The following is a 16,904-nucleotide window of genomic DNA, read 5'->3' as shown; positions in this document are numbered from 1 at the left end:
AGTCACATTTACATGTAATTAAATTACAACTTTGGATGCTGATTTTTCGGTTTCCGTAAAGATAGGTGTATAGTTACGCCACTTGCACTAATAAAAAACGTATTCATGACAAAAACAGTATCATTGGTTTTAGGTAGCGGCGGCGCTCGGGGGTTAACTCATATTGGCGTTATTCATTGGCTTTTGGAAAATGACTTCGAAATACGTTCAATTTCAGGTTGTTCAGCTGGCGCATTAATTGGTGGCATATATGCCGCTGGAAAGCTCGATCCCTTTGTTGAATGGGTGACTGCCATAGATAAGGTCTCGATGGCCAAGTTATTAGATATCTCATGGCAATCAAGCGGATTATTTAAAGGTGACCGCATCATTAATACTCTAGTCGACCTTATTGGCGATACTCGAATTGAAGACCTTGCTATACCCTTTACTGCAGTTGCCGCCAATGTGAAAGAAGAAAAAGAAGTATGGTTGAACTCTGGTCCTTTATTTGATGCTATTAGAGCATCTATTTCTCTCCCTCTCTTTTTTACGCCATTCAATATTGACGGTGTAGAATTAATTGATGGAGGTGTGCTTAATCCTGTTCCAATAGCACCAACTTTCGGAGATAAAACAGACTTAACCTTAGCAGTAAATTTAGGGGGCGATATCATCACCCTTTCAGATAACGTAGAGATAACACCGAGTCACGCTAGAGGGTCTATTCAACAGAAGGTAAGTCATTACATAGACAAACTGCAAGACTCAGTAATCGGGTCTATCAATATTAATTTCGACGCTTTTGATATTGCAAACCAAGCATTCGATGCTATGCAAAGTACCATAGCCCGTCAAAAACTAGCGGCTTATCCACCTGATAAAATTATAGAAATCCCCCAAAACATCTGTGGTACGTTCGAATTTGATCGTGCAGAAGAGATGATTCAATATGGGTATGATGCGGCAAATAAAGCATTTAGAGAGAGCTAGAAGTAGAGGCGTTGTCTGTAGATTGACACGTTTTGTACCGTAGAATAAACCACGTTTCGATAACTAGAATAATACTAAGCAAGACTTGCAACTCTATGCGCTCTAACAAAAATACGATGGTTGTGACAATTGATAGCCAGCTGTAGATTAAAATTTTCTGTTTTTCTCGTACTGTTAAACCCTGGTTCAGTTTAATCCTAGTCACCGTCGACCCAAGATATTGATTGTTCTGCAACCAAATTTGAAAACGAGGCGAACTCTTGCTAAAGCAAAGCATCGCTAGCAGTATAAATGGCACAGTCGGTAAGATAGGGAGAAAAACCCCAAGAAACCCTAGCCCGGTCGCCAACCAACCCACAGTAATCAGAAGCCATTTTTTCAATTTAATAAACCACAAAAGTAACACCACTACAGTTTATTAGGAATGGTTCCCACTATCAATTTATTATCTCTAAGACTAACGTTACTTATCATAGAGTAGAGCGAACCATTTCCGTCATTTTTTCGATGATGAGCTGTTTACTGTGGCGGCGGCTTCTCGAACATATCTTCGCATCATTACTACACACGATGCATTGTCTCCTATCCATCGACATGCTATCCCTCGACAAGGCATGGCCATTAATATCAATTATATCTATATCAAATAGACGGCCTAGCGGATGGGTGTCTTCGATCGACACCATTAATGACTTTAGATGCAGACTCGTGGTGTTTTCAGCAGCCGCTAAAAATTCTAGACCTGTATTCTGTTCTGTTATTTTTGTCTCTTTTAAAGAGAAAGTAGATTGTTCGCAACATTCTAATATTGCGCTTATTCCTTGCTTGAAAGCCACCTTGGCCAGAGCATTGACTTTAACTTCACCTACCATATTTATGGTAAAGCTAATTAAAGGTAGAGCATGGTTTTCCAACCACACTCTTTGTCTAAAAGCTCGTTGCTCTCTAGAGCCTAGTAACTGCTCTAGAGTAATAGGAACGCCTGAATACATGGATTATTCTTTTATCTGCTTGATGGTATCGATAATCGAGCCATCACGATAGCGAATATACCCAACTACCTTGTCTAGATATTGAATTGATTTACCCTTACCAGTTAATAGCTCTGCACGTTGTTGGAGGTCTTCCATCGATACCACAGGAATACCCGCTCTTAATAAACGCGTTTTCACATCAGTACGTATCGGGTTTACCGCCACGCCATGATCCGTTACAACGACATCAATTTGCGATCCTGGCGTAATAGTATTCAATACTTTATTTACAACCGTAGGTATACGGCCACGTACCAATGGCGCAACAATAATAGTTAAGTTTGCAGCAGCAGCTGTATCACTGTGACCACCTGAAGCACCACGAATCACACCATCGGAACCGGTAATAACATTCACGTTGAAATTTGTGTCAATTTCTAGTGCACTCAAAATAACCACATCTAGGCGATCAACAACTGCACCTTTCGAAGAAGGGTTTGCATATTGGTTTGCCGATATTTCCATATGACGTGGATTTCTCGCTAATGAGTCTGCAGCACTAGAATCGAAAGATTGCACATCTAGCAGGGTTTTAATCAACCCTTTTTCGTGCATGTTAACCATAGTGGAAGTAATACCACCTAAGCCAAAGCTCGCTGTTACGTCTTTACGAACCATTTTGTCTTCTAGAAAGCGAGTGACTGCTAATGAAGCACCACCAGAACCGGTTTGCAACGAGAAACCATCAAAAAAGTAGCCCGAATGTTCGATAACATCAGCGGCTTTTCTTGCGATAAGTAGTTCACGTGGATTGGTTGTCAAACGCGTTGCGTCCCCACCAATTTTAGAAGGATCACCAACTTCTTCAACCTGAACAATGGCATCTACAGTATCTTGTCCTATGGAGGCTGGCAGATTAGGAAACGGTACAAGTTGTTCGGTCAGCATGATCACAGTTTTTGCGTGTTCTGCGTCAACTTTAGCGTAACCTAGAGAGCCACAACGAGATTTACCCATGGTTGCGTTTGCGTTACCAAACTCATCACAAGTAGATACACCTAAAAATGCGACATCTATTTTTAGTTCACCAGTTTTGATTAAATGTACTCGACCGCCATGTGAGTGAATATGCACTGGTTCAGCAAGCAGTCCTCTAGATATTTCTTCGGCCAAGTCGCCTCGAATCCCTGAAGTGTATATCTTGCTTACCACACCATTTTTAATGTGACCTACAACAGGGGAATGAATGCTAGAAAGCGAACTAGACGCTAAAGTTAGATTCTTAAAGCCCATTTGCGCGATGACATTCATCACCATATTAATTATTTTGTCACCACCACGGAACGAGTGATGAAACGATATCGTCATACCGTCTTCTAAACCTGACGCTTTTATTGCATCATGAAGTGTGGCATATAACTTACGGCTTTTTTTCGTTTCTTTGTTTAACAAATGCGGCGTGATTTCATGTGCGTCAATAAAAGGTCTCATCGCTAACTGATCCAGTTCTGTTTGTTGGTTATTCGCTGTCATTTCGTTTGATATTTCCATTGTCGTACCTTACTGTTTAATACCAGACTCGGCACGTTTCAAGGTTAAACGAGCGCGTTCAATAATTGGACTATCGACCATTTTACCGTTTAAAGACACCACCCCAGACCCCATTTCTTCGGCTTCTTCAGCAGCTTCAATAACGGCTTGTGCGTGATCTATTTCTTTTTGAGAAGGCGCGAACACATTGTGCAAAATTTCAATCTGACGTGGATTTATAAGGGATTTCCCATCAAACCCTAACGATTTAATATGTTCCGCTTCGTTTAAGAACCCTTCTTCGTTGTTCGCATCAGAATACACGGTATCGAACGCCATGATACCTGCGGCTCTAGCAGCTTGAAGTATCGAGCAACGTGCAAAAAGAAGCTCCGTACCTTCTGCTGTTCTTTCTGTTCTTAGATCACGTACATAATCTTCAGCACCTAAAGCAATACCAATCAGTCGCTTTGAACCAAAAGCTATTTCGACTGCATTATTGATCCCCATTGCAGACTCTATCGCCGCCAACATTCTTGTACTACCTACTTCTTTACCAAATTCTCTCTCTGCGGCTTCTATTTCAGCTTCCATATCCAGTACATCTTGTAGAGAATCTGTCTTGGCTAAACGAACAACATTAACACCAGCTTTTACTACCGCTTTTACATCATCACGTCCATATTGAGAATCCAGTCCATTAACACGAACAACAGTTTCAATATCTCTATAGAGCGGGTGTTGTAATGTGTTCATTACCAACATACGCGCCGTGTCTTTCTCACGAATAGAAACCGAATCCTCAAGGTCAAACATGATGGCATCGGGGGTATAAATAAAGGTATTACTTAACATCGCAGCGTTCGAGCCGGGAACGAACAACATACTTCTTCGTAACTTTGCTTCCATTACACTACACTCCAGTTGATTTCTTCACTACCCGATGCACGCATCACCGCGGCTTGAACTCGAGCTCTGATAACACAATCTAGTGCACCCTTATCATTCACTACGACCGTTGCGACTGTCACACCTAGCTCATTCAATGTATCCGTTATTACCTTGAGAATAAGTTCATCAAACTGCTTTTCTACTGAACTCGTCAGCTCAATGTCTAGCGTATCTGTTTCAGACGGTAAAACCTCTACCAGCAGGTCACTAGATTCTAAAGTTCCAGCGTAAGATCGCTGTTTAATATGCATGTTAACTCCTCATGAGTTAGAAAATACTTAGGTCGTTTAATATTTGGAATTTGGCGTACAACGGGGTGCGACCAATTCATTATCTGAATGGTATTTTCCTAAATAGGGAGGACTAGATGATGATGGGACTCTAGTTTCATTGAAAGGTAAAAATCGTTTATGTTTTTAATGGTTTTAATTGAATATTTAGGGGAATTGACAATCACTATTTTTAATCAAACCGTCTATTGTGCTTGATTAAAAACAGCCATCATTATGGTTACTATTGACTTAATAAAAGAGGTTAATCTGTCTTAAGGTATACCCGCTCTGGACGTCCTACTCGGCCATGTTCGTTTTCCGCGGTTAAGAATCCACTAGCTGAACAGAATTCAAGATAACGTCTTGCCGTCGTTTTACTTATACCTACTTCCGCACCCAAACTTTCAGCGGTATATCTAACACCAATATTCTGAGTAAAGACTTGTTTTATCTTATCCAAGGTTAATTCACCAATACCTTTTGGAAGCGATCCCGTCGTTTTGTCTCGAGCCTGGATGTTGAAAAGATCATCAACGTGGCGCTGGCTAATGTTGTCAAATGCATTTATAGCACTGTTAAATTTCAAGTACCTATTTAACGTTTCTTGCAACCTATCATAGGCGACAGGTTTTAATATATAGTCGAAGCACCCACAATGCATCGCCTCTTTTACTGTATCCATTTCACTCGAAGCCGTTACCAGTATTACATCAGCTTTATCACTGCTTTTATCTGAAACAATCTCTCTTAATAAGTCCGTACCTTTTCCATCGGGTAGGTAATTATCAAGAATAATCAGCTTTGGCTTCTGAACCTTTATCATGGTTCGTGCCATATTCAGATTTGAAGCAATCCCCACAGGGCGGTAGCGTAATGTCTGTCTTAAAAATTGCGCGTGTAACTCTGCAATTGCGGTGTCATCTTCGACAATTAATACATCAATAGTATTCATTATTTTTCACCATTATTTGGTATAAAAATTGAAAATATAGTGCCTTTAGGCTCTGCATTATCTACCAAGATAACGCCGCCGGCATTAGTAACGTAACGGTTTATAAGATAGAGTCCAATACCGTGACCATCACTATCTACTTTGCTAGTTATTCCTCGACTAAAGATATCCGCAGCAAGTTCAGGCGGTATACCGCAACCATTGTCAGCAATCTCTATCACTAATTCATGGCTTGCGTCGGTAATCAATAGCGATATTTCTTTGTTACTGTCTGGATTTTTAAGCGTTGCTTCAAATGCATTATCAATCAAATTACCGATAATTGCTGACAGCTCATCTGGCTCAATTTTTTCTGCCAAATTATACAACTGACAGGTGGGGTCAAATTTTAACTCCAGCCCTAACTCCCTTGCTCTAGAATATTTTCCAAGTAAGATTCCTGCGACTTGCCTGCATTGAAACCGCGAGCTAACAAAATCTATCAATTGTTGTTTCTTACTATTCTCGTGGTTAATTATTTTAAGAGCAGCAGCGTTATCACCAATTTCAATCAGTCCTCCAATCGTTGATAACTTATTTGCATGTTCATGTCGCATGACTCGCAAGTTTTCCGTATATTGCTTTATCTGACTAAGCTCTGCTGTCAGAGAGTTGATATCATTTTTATGCCTAAAACTGATCACCCAACCAATCAATACTTCACCATCGAAAATGGCGACTCTGTTAGCGATTAACGTCTGCTCATTTAAAGATACAATCTCATCTTTAATATTTTTTTCAAATGGTGTTTGAAAGAAAAACTGAGTCTGAGATACATACTCGATAATCTGGCGGGTTTTAAGATACTTAATACCCCTTTCAGTACCCAAAAGCTCTCGAGCCGTATTATTTACTGCGAGAATATAACCTTTCTTATCTATTGCTATAACGCCTTCATATACCGAACTTAAAATAGATTTTTGTAAATACAGAGCCAAGGCGATTTCTGATGGTTCCATACCATTCATTTTTTTCTTAATATGCGAAGAAAACGTCCAAGCACCGACTGCGGTGAGTAAAAGAATAATCAGAACTTCAAAAATCAATGGCTTAGTATAAAAAACAAACCATTGGTCAAATCTATTAAGTAAATACCCAACTGAGACTACGCCAATAATGTTCCCATCAAAGTCTATGACTGGTGCTTTACCTCTTACTCCATAACCAAGGCTTCCTTCACGAACGGAAATATAAGATTCACCTCTTTCTAATGCACCTGCATTATCGCCGCCTTGCATAGGCTTCCCAATTCGGTCTTTTACTGGATGCGAAAGCCTAATACCTTTTTCGTCACCTACAACGATAAAACTTGCGTCTGATATTCCATGCAACCTGTTGATCACATGCTCTACAGCGACGACATTCTTTATTCTAACTTCTTGGATCAGTTCTGGATCACTTGCTATCTCTTGTGCTTGAATTAGTGCTCTAGTACCTACTTGATGGTGTAACGTATCTGTTAATGTGTTATGAAAATTGAATGCCATAATGATGGCTTGTAGCATTAAAAGCGCTAAAATAAGCACAAAAACACGTCCTCGAAAGGACATTCCGATTTTCAATTTTTGTTTTAGACGTAGGGTTGGGTTATCCATACAACTCACAATTCAAGATAAAAACCTAACGATGCACGTTATTTGTTATGGCGCTTCAATTCAACAACTAAATGCAAAAACATAGTTGATAAATATAAAAACAACTGTTAATTAGCCATTGATCACATATTCACAATGTATATTACTTATTATTCAAAGAACGTTCGTTGTGTCCCAGCGCTTTTATTAAATCCTAAAAAACTTATTTTTTCATATTTAAGCGGCAATAATTAAAATCATTAAAACCATTTAAAGCTCTTTCACTATCGATATATGTATGTGCTAACAAAGCAATAACATTATATTTTGCTATTGTCGTATTTACGTTAAAATAGGAGAGCGCAACATGCATTCATCAATATCACTATATGACTCTTATCTGTGTAAAGAAACAAGAGCAAAAAAACAGCAACAGCTTGTTAAAAAATTTAAGACTCCAGTAATCACCATAAAAGCACATATGCCCAAGGAGTTGCGTAAGAATGGTTATGTAGCAGAGATTATTGAACAAGCCTTTCAATCAGTGAAACAGACGTTGTCACAACAAGGGTTTATTATTGTCGCTAGCGATGACCACAAAGGTTTTGCAGGCGAGGAACGTTACCTTGCCGTTCAGTGCCGCTCTGCAAGTGAATTAAAAAAATTCATGATGGAGATTGAAAACTCTCACTCGCTAGGCCAGTTAATGGATCTAAATGTCATGGATGGTGAAGGTAAAACAATTTCTAGAGGATCATGCAAAATGTCTGCTAGAAAGTGCATCATTTGCAATTGCCCGGCTCCTGAATGTGCGAAGAGGCATCAACATAATTTGGAAGAATTAAACGCCCGTATCGAGCAAATAATCGAAGAATCGATGGTAACTGCATAGTATGGCAAATATGGTCTAAAAGCTTCTTTTCTTATGACGTAATAACAGTGCTCAATACACTGTTAATTCACTAAAGTTGCTTCGTAATGAATCGGAGCAACTCTGGCCTCTTGGCAACGTAATTCATACACTTCACTCTCTCCACTAAACAAATTTTTCAAATAATTTAATGTTGTCGAAGGGACCAGTTTTTGCACATCATCCCACTGATTATTAAATAGCAAGTGTCTAACCAACGATGCCGAAACAGGTTGTTGTTCTTTTTCACAACGCGGAAACTCAACAAGGTTCACAGGATCGCACTCCAACGTCGGAGTCGTAAGCCATTGATGCATTTGCTGATTATAAAATCGAGTAACCGTGCAAATCGGCTCTGTACCTACAAAGCGATGCGTAATACCCAGCGCTGGTGCGATATATCCCCTAAATAATTGAAGATCGACGGCGGTATGGCAGTAATTGATGACACCATCATCTTTTAGAAAGTAACTCGGAAATGTTGCTCTAGAAATAATGTAATCAGAACCAGGATGGATAATAACATTAGGGAAGTCTTTTACGCCTTCCTTAATCATATTTAACCTGTCTTCATAAGTAAAAAAAGACCTATCTTCTTTCACTACAAAAAGGTGCAACCAGTCGCATTGTTTCGAGGCCTTTTCGACCAGATAGCGGTGACCAAATGTAAAAGGATTCGCATTCATTACTATGCTACCTATTTTGTCTCCCGTACGTTTATGTAAAGCGAGCTTGTGGCAGTAATTAACTAACCTCGATTTACTATTTTCAAGCAAAACCACGCGATCTTTCACTGAAGTCAGTTTATAAAATCCCGCTTTATGAAACATCTGATAGTTTTCAGGCTTTGTAAATATAAACAGATTGTAACGACCGATATCATAAGCGTAAGTAATTAATTTAGTGAGCAATTGTATAGATAGCCCATGCCCCTGATAGGCATCATCCACGGCGATAGACTTTAACGTGTTGCCAGCAAGTCCCCCTGCAGCGACGACAGTTTCATTTTGTAATGCCACTACAAATATTTCTACGTCTGCATCAACGCCCAGTCCCATTTGATTAAGAAAAGAGCTAACTCTTTCCATCTTGAGATTGTTTGTTGTGCGTATCCGTATAAAACTAAAAGCGGAGTCCACTGACATATCCTGCTGCTTATTAACGTTACAAGTATCGGTTGTATCACACAGTAATATCATGATTTAAATCATAACTGAATTTAATTAATAATCATTTAATGGTGTAAATGATTTTATTTAACGCGTGATAGATTTATATTTAAAATAAAACGCAATAAAGCACAAAGTTTTACCTTTGTGCTTTATTTGTTTTTTGCTTTGTTTATATATTATGCCGCAGCGACATTTTTACGCTTTCTTAACGTACCCAATAAAGGCAACGCTATTGACAATAATGTAATTAAGATCAATACCTGAGAAACCGTTGAGCCCACAAATATAGACATATCTTGGTTTGCTATTCTATATGCTTGGCGGAACGACTGTTCCATTGTACCGCCAACGATAACCGCTAGAATCATCGGTGCAGTTGGGATATTAGCTCGCTTCATAACAACGCCAGCGACACCCAGAATAGTCAATATATAGAAGTCAATTACAGAGCTACTGATTGCATAACAACCTACGAACGCTAAACCCAAAACAATTGGATACAAGATTTTTGGTGGAATGGCCAATACTCTCACCAGTACGCCTGCTAAAGGTATATTAACGAATGCCAAAATGAAGTTGGCTACAAACATCGAAGCTATTAGACCCCATGCTGTATCAGGATATTGAGTAAAGAGTAATGGACCAGGTTGAATACCTAGCATCAAAAGTGCACCCATCATGACGGCAGTTGTACCTGACCCCGGAACACCAAGAGATAGCATAGGAATCATCGCACCAATTGACGCTGCATTGTTTGCAGACTCTGGAGCTGCCAAACCTTCTATCGCACCATTACCGAATTCTTCACTGTTTTTAGATAGTTGCTTTTCGTTGTTGTAACACATTAGCGAAGCCATAGTACCACCAGCTCCCGGAAGAGACCCGATGATGAAACCAACAGGAGCACTTCTTAGAATTGGCCACTTTGAACGTTTCCAGTCATCACCACCAATCCAAATACGTTTGAATTTAGTCTGTGCTTTCTTAGTCCCTTCACTTAGAGAGCGGAAGCTTTTAAATACCTCTCCCATCGCGTAAATACCGATAATTACAACTAAGAAATCAACACCGGTTTGAAGCTCTAAGTTGCCAAAGGTAAAACGGTCAAGACCAGATTGTGCATCAATCCCAATTGTCGCTATGGCCAACCCTATCACCATTGAAAGGAAACCCTTTAACATATTGTTTTTCGACATTGATGCTGTCATCGATAAAGCCGCAACCATCAAAAGGAAATATTCTGCAGGTCCAAACTTCAAAGCAAAACCTGCAACAGGTTCGGCTAATAATGTCATTAAGACAGCAGCAATAGTACCGCCAATTAAGGAAGCAATAGCAGAAATAGCCAGTGCCGATTCGGCACGCCCTTGCATTGCCATCGGATAACCATCGAAGGTGGCCGCCAATGCAGCTCCATCTCCAGGAGTATTAATAAGAATGGAGCTACGAGACCCACCAAACATTGCGCCTATATACACACCCGTCATGGTAATAAGTGCAGCTGTTGGTCCCATTGCAAATGTCATTGGTAGCAGTACCGCAACACCTGTTGCAGGGCCTAAACCGGGTAGCATTCCGACTATCGTACCTAATATGCCACCGACGGTCACGAGTAATAAATGATATGGTTGTAGTGCAACGCCAAAACCATTGATTAAGTTAGCTAATACATCAGTCATGATTTTCGCCTTATTCCATAAATGGTAGAGGTGGGAGACTTACAGCCAGTAACGTGTTGAATATAAAGAAGACTGTCGCAGAGAAAACAACCGCAACCGCTATACTTTTTTCCAATCACTGCGTCCGCTAGTAATCGTCAACATTGCGGTCATAAATAAAAACGTACTAATGACATAACCAAGATGCTCAAACGACATTGCGTATGCAACCGAAATAATGCAGGTATAAAAGATTCTTCTTCGATCGTTTTTTCGACTTGCGTCTTCATTAATAATATTTGTAAATGCCGCGATAGTAGCTTTCAAGTTGCTTTTAACCAACAAAAGTACGCCAATTAAAATTGCTAAAGCTGCAATACTTAAAGGGAAGTAGATTGGGTCCATTGGGTTGCCAAACATCGCTCTCGGCATGGTATAGGCATGACCACCGTATATCAGGCCAAATGCTACGCTAAACAAACCCGTAAATCCGTCCCAGTTTGGGCGAACATTATTGCTATCCATGGAATAACCTTATGTTAGGAGTTTTTTGAGGAACATTGAATATAGAGAAAAGTAAGAGGGACCATTCCCTCCTACTCAAATTAAACTAACTAATTATTTAGCAAATATTTCAGCTAAGATTGCTTTATATTGGTCATTGGTTTTTGAAAGGAACTTAGTAAAGTCTTCTCCATTCTGATAAGCATCATCCCAGCCATTACGCTTACGAGCTTCTGCCCATTCTGGTGTTGCTACCATTTCTTTTAGCGTTTTATTCCAGAAAGTCACTGCATAATCAGGCATATCTTTAGGGCCAAACAATCCACGCCAGTTTTCAAACGTAGCATCGATACCTTGTTCTTTTACTGTAGGAATTTCAGCCACCAAACCTTCACCAACACGCTTGTCTGCTGTATGGGCTAAAGCGCGTAGGTCACCACTTTTAACTAAAGACGAAACATCGCCAAGACCAGTAGAAATAAGGTCAACGTGGCCACCAAGAACCTGTGCAACAGCGCCACCATCTTGGAAAGAAATGTAATCGATCTGACGAAGATTAGGAACACCTGCAGCTTGAGCAATAATTAAAAATTGAATATGGTCCATTGAACCAGCAGAAGATGTACCGCCAATCTTCACTGATTTAGGGTCTTTCTTAAGCGCTTCCATTATTTCATTGATAGACGTGTATTTGGAGTTTTTAGATACAACGAAAGCACCATAATCGGTAATTAAACGGGCTAAAGGTGTCGTATCTTGATAGCTATACTTACTTGCACCCGTCAGATTTGTGAGCAAAATAGGGGGAATAAACTGAGATCAGTTTGTCACTATCTTTTTGAGTTTGCATGTAAGCTAAGTTTACCGCACCACCGCCACCAGGACGGTTAGTTACTGGCATATTTGATTCTACTAAACCTGTATCCTTTAGCGTTTTAGCTACTGTACGTATCGTAAGATCCCAACCGCCGCCAGCACCTGATGGAGCAACCATGGAGATAGTTCTTGGTGGGTAATCTTTCGCTATGGCATTGCTTAGCGGCATAGTAGCGATCGATGCAATAGCAGCGCCCATCATTACACTTTTCAGTTTCATATTCATTGAATTACCTATATTCCTTATTAGTATGTTTTCAACTTTTAGCAGGACAGTATGGCCCTTACTGCAAGTTGATAACTGCATTATGAATTTTTAATGAAAATGGAATTGTGATTTAAAACTCTTAAAGACAGACCTTTAATGCTACAAATGGCGTAAATGACTTAAAAGGAATTTAACTCTATATTTCAATTAGTTATGTTTAAGTGGGGAATTAAGATTTAAAAAAGATAGTTAATAGAGCTATGCAACAGAAGATATTAGAACCATGTATGGGATATCGTTAAGCAGGTAGATTGTTGTTAGATTACAATGTGATAAACCAATTATTTGTTGTATTTCATTTGGCTATTTGTCATTCGAATAACATTATCATTACCGCAAAACGTCTTTATGTATTCTTCTAGCTCATAAAACATAATTGGCTTTGAGTAAAAATAACCTTGAAATGCGTCACATCCGCAGCGTTTCAACATTTCTTTTTGATCGATAGTTTCCACACCCTCAGCTAACACTGACATATTGTAATTTTTTCCTATCGCAATAATATTTTTTACCATAGTTAAAGACTGAGGGTCGATATGAATATTATCCACAAAGTTTTTATCTATCTTTAATTCATCTAATTTGATTTCGGTAAGCATACTCAAAGAAGAATAACCTGTTCCAAAATCATCTAGCGAAATTTTAATTGAATAGGCTCTCAATTCATCAAAGATTGGCTTCATTTTTTCTAGGTCTTCAATGAATACGTTTTCTGTTATCTCCAATGTGATATAGGCTGGATCGAGATTGTACATCACAATTCGTCTTTTTAATCCTTCTACGAAATTTTCACTCATGAATTGACGAATTGAAACATTTAGCGATATCTGAAACTTAGTGTCCTGACGTTTTTGAATTTGTTCTAGCTCTCTAAATGCTTTAGAAAGCACTAATTCGCCTAGCGCCACAATTAGCCCAGACGATTCAGCTATAGCAATAAAACTTGTCGGGCTAACTTCACCGAGTTCCTCGTCAGTCCAACGGACTAATACTTCAACACCATAGAGCTGCCCAGTTGAATCTAACTGAGGCTGATACACCACATAAGGTGACTTTTGTTTGATTGCTTGTCTTAATCTTTGCTCGACTCGCATCTTATATCGGTTGTTTATTTCCATTTCACTGGTAAAGACAAGCGCCATATTCATGCTCTTTTTAGCTTCTCTTAAAGCAAGCTCCGCTGAACTCAGGAGTTCATCCAACGTTTCACCGTGTTGAGGGTAACTTGCTATACCAATGCTTCCCCCGAGCAAAAATGTATTTTTTTCAACCATGAATGGGATAGAAAGCGCGTACAGGATATCTTGGGAATAGTTTTCAAGGACCATTTCATCGATACTATCCGAAAGAAATACGAAGCCATTTCCCGCTTGGCGAACCAAAAGACTATCATTTTGAATTAATCTATCTAGTCGTTGCGCAACCAAAACCAGGATACGGTCACCAAACTCTTGTCCATGACTGACATTAACTGTTTTGAAATTATCGATGTCTACATATAGCAAAGAGAAATTGCGTTTAGCTTTTTTATCGTCCATCCATTCGGAAATCACTTTACGTAGGAAAAGACCATTAGGTAAAGATGTCAGGGAGTCGTACATTGCTTGTTGTTGCAAAGAAGTATTTGCCTTCATTTGCCTTTTATAACTGACATACGTAAGAGTTCCAGTGACGATATTGAAAAATAAAAATGCGCCTGCTACAGGAAGTAAATCAAACAAAAAAACCTTAATAACTGACCTGCTGTTTATATCCACAATATATAGGCTTTTAGTTAACTCTTCGTACATCAGAGTCTTTTGTGAGCTAACTAACCGATCACCGAACAGTAATTGATAAAAAGTAGTTATTGCTGATTGAGCATCAAGGCTATAATTAGCATCTCTTAGTTTATCGAGCTCACTCTGACTTAAACGTTTCTCAAAATAATCTGGCACCACCTCATTACCCAATAGTACTTGCCAAAACCCATCACTTCTTAAAATACCTGTACGAGTTTCAGCATCTTTCCCTATTCCGTAAGACAAAATACTCTGGTTAGATAATTTCAGACCTGCAAGTACAACCCCTACGAGTCGCTCCTGACTATCATAAATAGATTTAGCTATCGGTATGACTATCGTTGTGTCATCAAAAACATGAGTTCTACCAATAACTAATTGATGTTGTTTAGACGCGATTGAATAGAGGTCTTGATAACTGTCTTTCAACCAATCTGAAAACTCACTGCTTTGATTGGATATATTGGTCGTTGTTAACTTAGTTCTGCCCTTATTATCCATTAGTAACAAATAGTTAACCACAGAATTTGAGCGTTGAACCTCATCTAAATGAGATATACCTAGCTTAGTACTAACCGTTCTTTTGTTAAGGATAAAGGCTTGAGTTCCTATTGCTTGAAGTAAAGATTGTTGCGATTCTAGTAAGGTTTGAGTGGAACGATGCACGAGGTTTAAGTGAGAACGTTGTTCTTTGCTAATATGAGCGAGTGTGTTTAGCCAAATCAAATTAGCTATACATGCAAACAATATGGTGCTTGCAATGAATATCACAATATTTACGCTTAGGGTTTCTCTAAGGTCTAATCTCATATGCAGCCTATCGTACGGGAAGCATCTAATTTACATCAAGCTACCACAAATATTATCCGGATCAATGCTAGGTTAAAATTGATCCTAATATTAGAACGAAACTTATCAATATAACTATTTGTATCTACAGCCTAAATCAATTCCAAATACTGTAAAGTACTAAAACGGAGTCTTTAGCTAAGTTAACAAACAAAAAACGTTCTGGTTTTCGAGACATTATTGCATAAATTGCACTATTTTGCGACACGAGGCCATCTATCGCTTACAGCATAAATATACTGAAATTAAGCCACCACTGAAAGACCAATAGCAGGCAATTGATTATTGCATCGAACCATTAATCTACTTCCAAAAATAACCTACCTAATGTCTACCCTAACTATGATCTAACGCATAAAAAAACCTATCCCAATAGGATAGGTAAGTAGAACTAAAAAAACACATCGCCAATTTAGGCCATAACATTATTAATGTTCTACATAACGAATCAAATAGCATTTACCGAAAATTTTTAAAAACCGTTAGATAGATTCTTATACGCTAAACTAGAAATCGTTATGAAATAATACGATTTTTATAACAACAAGCTAGATTAAAAAAAGTTTGGTTATACAAAACATCAGATAGAGACAAAATATTCATATATTTACCATCTTTTTTATCTAATATTTTAAACCCAATTGATTTTAAAAATTTATTCAATGGTGTCTTACTATTTTTAGAGCGATAAACCACACCATCAACTTTCTTTTTAATCACGAGGTGCATAAAGTAGCTGATAAAATCTAATAACAATGAAGGTATGGTGCAATAGATCGACTCAATTACCATATATGTTTTCTCGCTAGCAATTGATTTTTTTTCAAATTTGAATGTTACATGCGCAATAGGCATTTCGGTTGCGCTATCAACAAAGTTATAAGAGATGAGCTCTCCACTCACAAGCTTTTTTCTCAATATTATCTTTTTTGCACGGTGTAGACGTAAAATCCCAATATTTAGCATCGATGATTCTAGAGTTTAAAGCCATCTCCAAATCTTGCTGACAAACAGAGATTACATCCGGCTCTATCAATTCAGATAATTCATAGCCTAAACTATTAACGATCTCAACTTGCCTTCTATGTGATGGCGTTATTATGTTGTTTTCCCAGCGACTAACAGAAACCGTATCAACACCTGTTTCTCCACCTGTAGCTGCATCAATCAAAGAAACCAATTCACTTTGAGTGATACTCTCTAACGTTCTAAGCCTTTTTATCACTTTACCAAAATCTACAACTTTCATCTAAGTCTCACGTATTAATCACACCAGAATATGTGTACGTAAATTACTCATTTCAAAATCGATTCCGTATAGGAATTTTCTGTCATTGATGGCAGTAACTTCCGTAATTTTTCTATACGCATAAATATGAATTAATAACAAATCGCGTTTTATAACAATATCAGTATGCCAACGTAATGAGCCCATAACGAGAATATAATCACATGTCATACAAGTGCGAAAAGGGGGAGTATATGAATCACAAACCAGAAGTTGAACACGTAATAGAACAAATAACTGCATTAAATAATCATGAAATCAAACACATCCAACATTATATAGAAAAAAACTTCGAACTCTTCAGACATCAGAGAATTCGAAGCTCACAGAAAGC

General features: G+C 38.6%; 17 protein-coding genes. 2 read left to right on the top strand and 15 right to left on the bottom strand.

Translation table 11 applies throughout. From position 1 onward, the window contains the following. Positions 1-105 precede the first annotated feature (105 nt). Entirely contained in the window at positions 106-972 is an 867-nt protein-coding gene (locus PGX00_RS21805) for a patatin-like phospholipase family protein (protein ID WP_272140532.1), read from the top strand. On the opposite strand, the gene PGX00_RS21800 is transcribed toward PGX00_RS21805, so the two are convergent. The 7 genes from PGX00_RS21800 to PGX00_RS21770 all read right to left on the bottom strand — a co-directional run bounded on the left by PGX00_RS21800 (position 959) and on the right by PGX00_RS21770 (position 7,285). Further along, complete coding sequence (locus PGX00_RS21800) at positions 959-1,378, bottom strand: YbaN family protein (protein ID WP_272140980.1); 420 nt, start codon at positions 1,376-1,378, stop codon at positions 959-961. The two genes, PGX00_RS21805 and PGX00_RS21800, sit on opposite strands and share 14 nt — an antisense overlap. A gap of 64 nt (positions 1,379-1,442) precedes the next feature. Further along, positions 1,443-1,964 (bottom strand): citrate lyase holo-[acyl-carrier protein] synthase, encoded by a 522-nt coding sequence (citX, locus tag PGX00_RS21795; protein ID WP_272140530.1) that lies wholly within the window; start codon positions 1,962-1,964, stop codon positions 1,443-1,445. A 3-nt stretch (positions 1,965-1,967) separates the two neighbouring features. After that, a complete protein-coding gene (citF, locus tag PGX00_RS21790; protein ID WP_272140978.1) occupies positions 1,968-3,437 on the bottom strand; it encodes a citrate lyase subunit alpha in 1,470 nt (489 codons plus the stop codon). Positions 3,438-3,506: 69 nt separating this feature from the next. Beyond that, a complete protein-coding gene (gene citE, locus PGX00_RS21785) occupies positions 3,507-4,385 on the bottom strand; it encodes a citrate (pro-3S)-lyase subunit beta (RefSeq protein ID WP_272140528.1) in 879 nt (292 codons plus the stop codon). After that, positions 4,385-4,678: a citrate lyase acyl carrier protein gene (gene citD, locus PGX00_RS21780; RefSeq protein ID WP_272140526.1), complete on the bottom strand. Its 294-nt coding sequence runs from the start codon at positions 4,676-4,678 to the stop codon at positions 4,385-4,387. Before citD ends, citE begins: the two co-directional genes overlap by 1 nt. 283 nt (positions 4,679-4,961) lie before the next feature. Next, entirely contained in the window at positions 4,962-5,654 is a 693-nt protein-coding gene (locus PGX00_RS21775; protein ID WP_272140976.1) for a response regulator, read from the bottom strand. Next, positions 5,651-7,285 (bottom strand): ATP-binding protein, encoded by a 1,635-nt coding sequence (locus tag PGX00_RS21770; RefSeq protein WP_272140524.1) that lies wholly within the window; start codon positions 7,283-7,285, stop codon positions 5,651-5,653. The genes PGX00_RS21775 and PGX00_RS21770 overlap by 4 nt, the downstream gene beginning before the upstream one ends. A gap of 346 nt (positions 7,286-7,631) precedes the next feature. Between PGX00_RS21770 and citX (PGX00_RS21765) the strand changes: the two genes are divergently transcribed. Next, on the top strand, positions 7,632-8,156 hold the full coding sequence (citX, locus tag PGX00_RS21765) for a citrate lyase holo-[acyl-carrier protein] synthase (protein ID WP_272140522.1): 525 nt from the start codon (positions 7,632-7,634) through the stop codon (positions 8,154-8,156). 62 nt (positions 8,157-8,218) lie between these two features. Here the strand turns inward: citX (PGX00_RS21765) and citC are convergent, their stop codons facing one another. From citC to PGX00_RS21725, 8 genes are all read right to left on the bottom strand, one after another. Continuing rightward, positions 8,219-9,313 (bottom strand): [citrate (pro-3S)-lyase] ligase, encoded by a 1,095-nt coding sequence (citC, locus tag PGX00_RS21760; protein ID WP_407702423.1) that lies wholly within the window; start codon positions 9,311-9,313, stop codon positions 8,219-8,221. Between the two features lie 209 nt (positions 9,314-9,522). Continuing rightward, a complete protein-coding gene (locus tag PGX00_RS21755) occupies positions 9,523-11,025 on the bottom strand; it encodes a tripartite tricarboxylate transporter permease (protein ID WP_272140517.1) in 1,503 nt (500 codons plus the stop codon). 99 nt (positions 11,026-11,124) lie between these two features. After that, positions 11,125-11,529: a tripartite tricarboxylate transporter TctB family protein gene (locus PGX00_RS21750; protein WP_272140515.1), complete on the bottom strand. Its 405-nt coding sequence runs from the start codon at positions 11,527-11,529 to the stop codon at positions 11,125-11,127. Between the two features lie 93 nt (positions 11,530-11,622). Beyond that, a complete protein-coding gene (locus tag PGX00_RS21745) occupies positions 11,623-12,306 on the bottom strand; it encodes a tripartite tricarboxylate transporter substrate binding protein (protein WP_272140513.1) in 684 nt (227 codons plus the stop codon). Next, entirely contained in the window at positions 12,278-12,610 is a 333-nt protein-coding gene (locus PGX00_RS21740) for a hypothetical protein (RefSeq protein WP_272140510.1), read from the bottom strand. Before PGX00_RS21740 ends, PGX00_RS21745 begins: the two co-directional genes overlap by 29 nt. 323 nt (positions 12,611-12,933) lie before the next feature. Continuing rightward, a complete protein-coding gene (locus PGX00_RS21735; RefSeq protein WP_272140508.1) occupies positions 12,934-15,243 on the bottom strand; it encodes a bifunctional diguanylate cyclase/phosphodiesterase in 2,310 nt (769 codons plus the stop codon). Positions 15,244-15,798: 555 nt separating this feature from the next. Next, the gene (locus tag PGX00_RS21730; protein ID WP_272140507.1) at positions 15,799-16,185 is read right to left on the bottom strand and encodes a hypothetical protein; all 387 of its coding nucleotides are present in this window, start codon (positions 16,183-16,185) and stop codon (positions 15,799-15,801) included. After that, the gene (locus PGX00_RS21725) at positions 16,160-16,531 is read right to left on the bottom strand and encodes a helix-turn-helix domain-containing protein (RefSeq protein ID WP_272140505.1); all 372 of its coding nucleotides are present in this window, start codon (positions 16,529-16,531) and stop codon (positions 16,160-16,162) included. The genes PGX00_RS21730 and PGX00_RS21725 overlap by 26 nt, the downstream gene beginning before the upstream one ends. Positions 16,532-16,904: the final 373 nt, after the last annotated feature.

The sequence above is a fragment of the Vibrio algarum genome (assembly GCF_028204155.1).
Taxonomy (GTDB): domain Bacteria; phylum Pseudomonadota; class Gammaproteobacteria; order Enterobacterales; family Vibrionaceae; genus Vibrio; species Vibrio algarum.
This window is presented reverse-complemented; position numbering and strand designations above follow the sequence as displayed.

Excerpts from the sequence above, each read along its gene's own strand:
- citE (WP_272140528.1), bottom strand. The coding sequence starts at position 4,385 with ATGGAAGCAAAGTTACGAAGAAGTATGTTGTTCGTTCCCGGCTCGAAC.
- PGX00_RS21805 (WP_272140532.1), top strand. The coding sequence starts at position 106 with ATGACAAAAACAGTATCATTGGTTTTAGGTAGCGGCGGCGCTCGGGGG.
- PGX00_RS21740 (WP_272140510.1), bottom strand. The coding sequence starts at position 12,610 with ATGAATATGAAACTGAAAAGTGTAATGATGGGCGCTGCTATTGCATCG.
- citD (WP_272140526.1), bottom strand. The coding sequence starts at position 4,678 with ATGCATATTAAACAGCGATCTTACGCTGGAACTTTAGAATCTAGTGAC.
- citF (WP_272140978.1), bottom strand. The coding sequence starts at position 3,437 with ATGAGACCTTTTATTGACGCACATGAAATCACGCCGCATTTGTTAAAC.
- PGX00_RS21735 (WP_272140508.1), bottom strand. The coding sequence starts at position 15,243 with ATGAGATTAGACCTTAGAGAAACCCTAAGCGTAAATATTGTGATATTC.
- PGX00_RS21770 (WP_272140524.1), bottom strand. The coding sequence starts at position 7,285 with ATGGATAACCCAACCCTACGTCTAAAACAAAAATTGAAAATCGGAATG.
- PGX00_RS21755 (WP_272140517.1), bottom strand. The coding sequence starts at position 11,025 with ATGACTGATGTATTAGCTAACTTAATCAATGGTTTTGGCGTTGCACTA.
- PGX00_RS21750 (WP_272140515.1), bottom strand. The coding sequence starts at position 11,529 with ATGGATAGCAATAATGTTCGCCCAAACTGGGACGGATTTACGGGTTTG.
- PGX00_RS21725 (WP_272140505.1), bottom strand. The coding sequence starts at position 16,531 with ATGAAAGTTGTAGATTTTGGTAAAGTGATAAAAAGGCTTAGAACGTTA.
- citX (WP_272140522.1), top strand. The coding sequence starts at position 7,632 with ATGCATTCATCAATATCACTATATGACTCTTATCTGTGTAAAGAAACA.
- citX (WP_272140530.1), bottom strand. The coding sequence starts at position 1,964 with ATGTATTCAGGCGTTCCTATTACTCTAGAGCAGTTACTAGGCTCTAGA.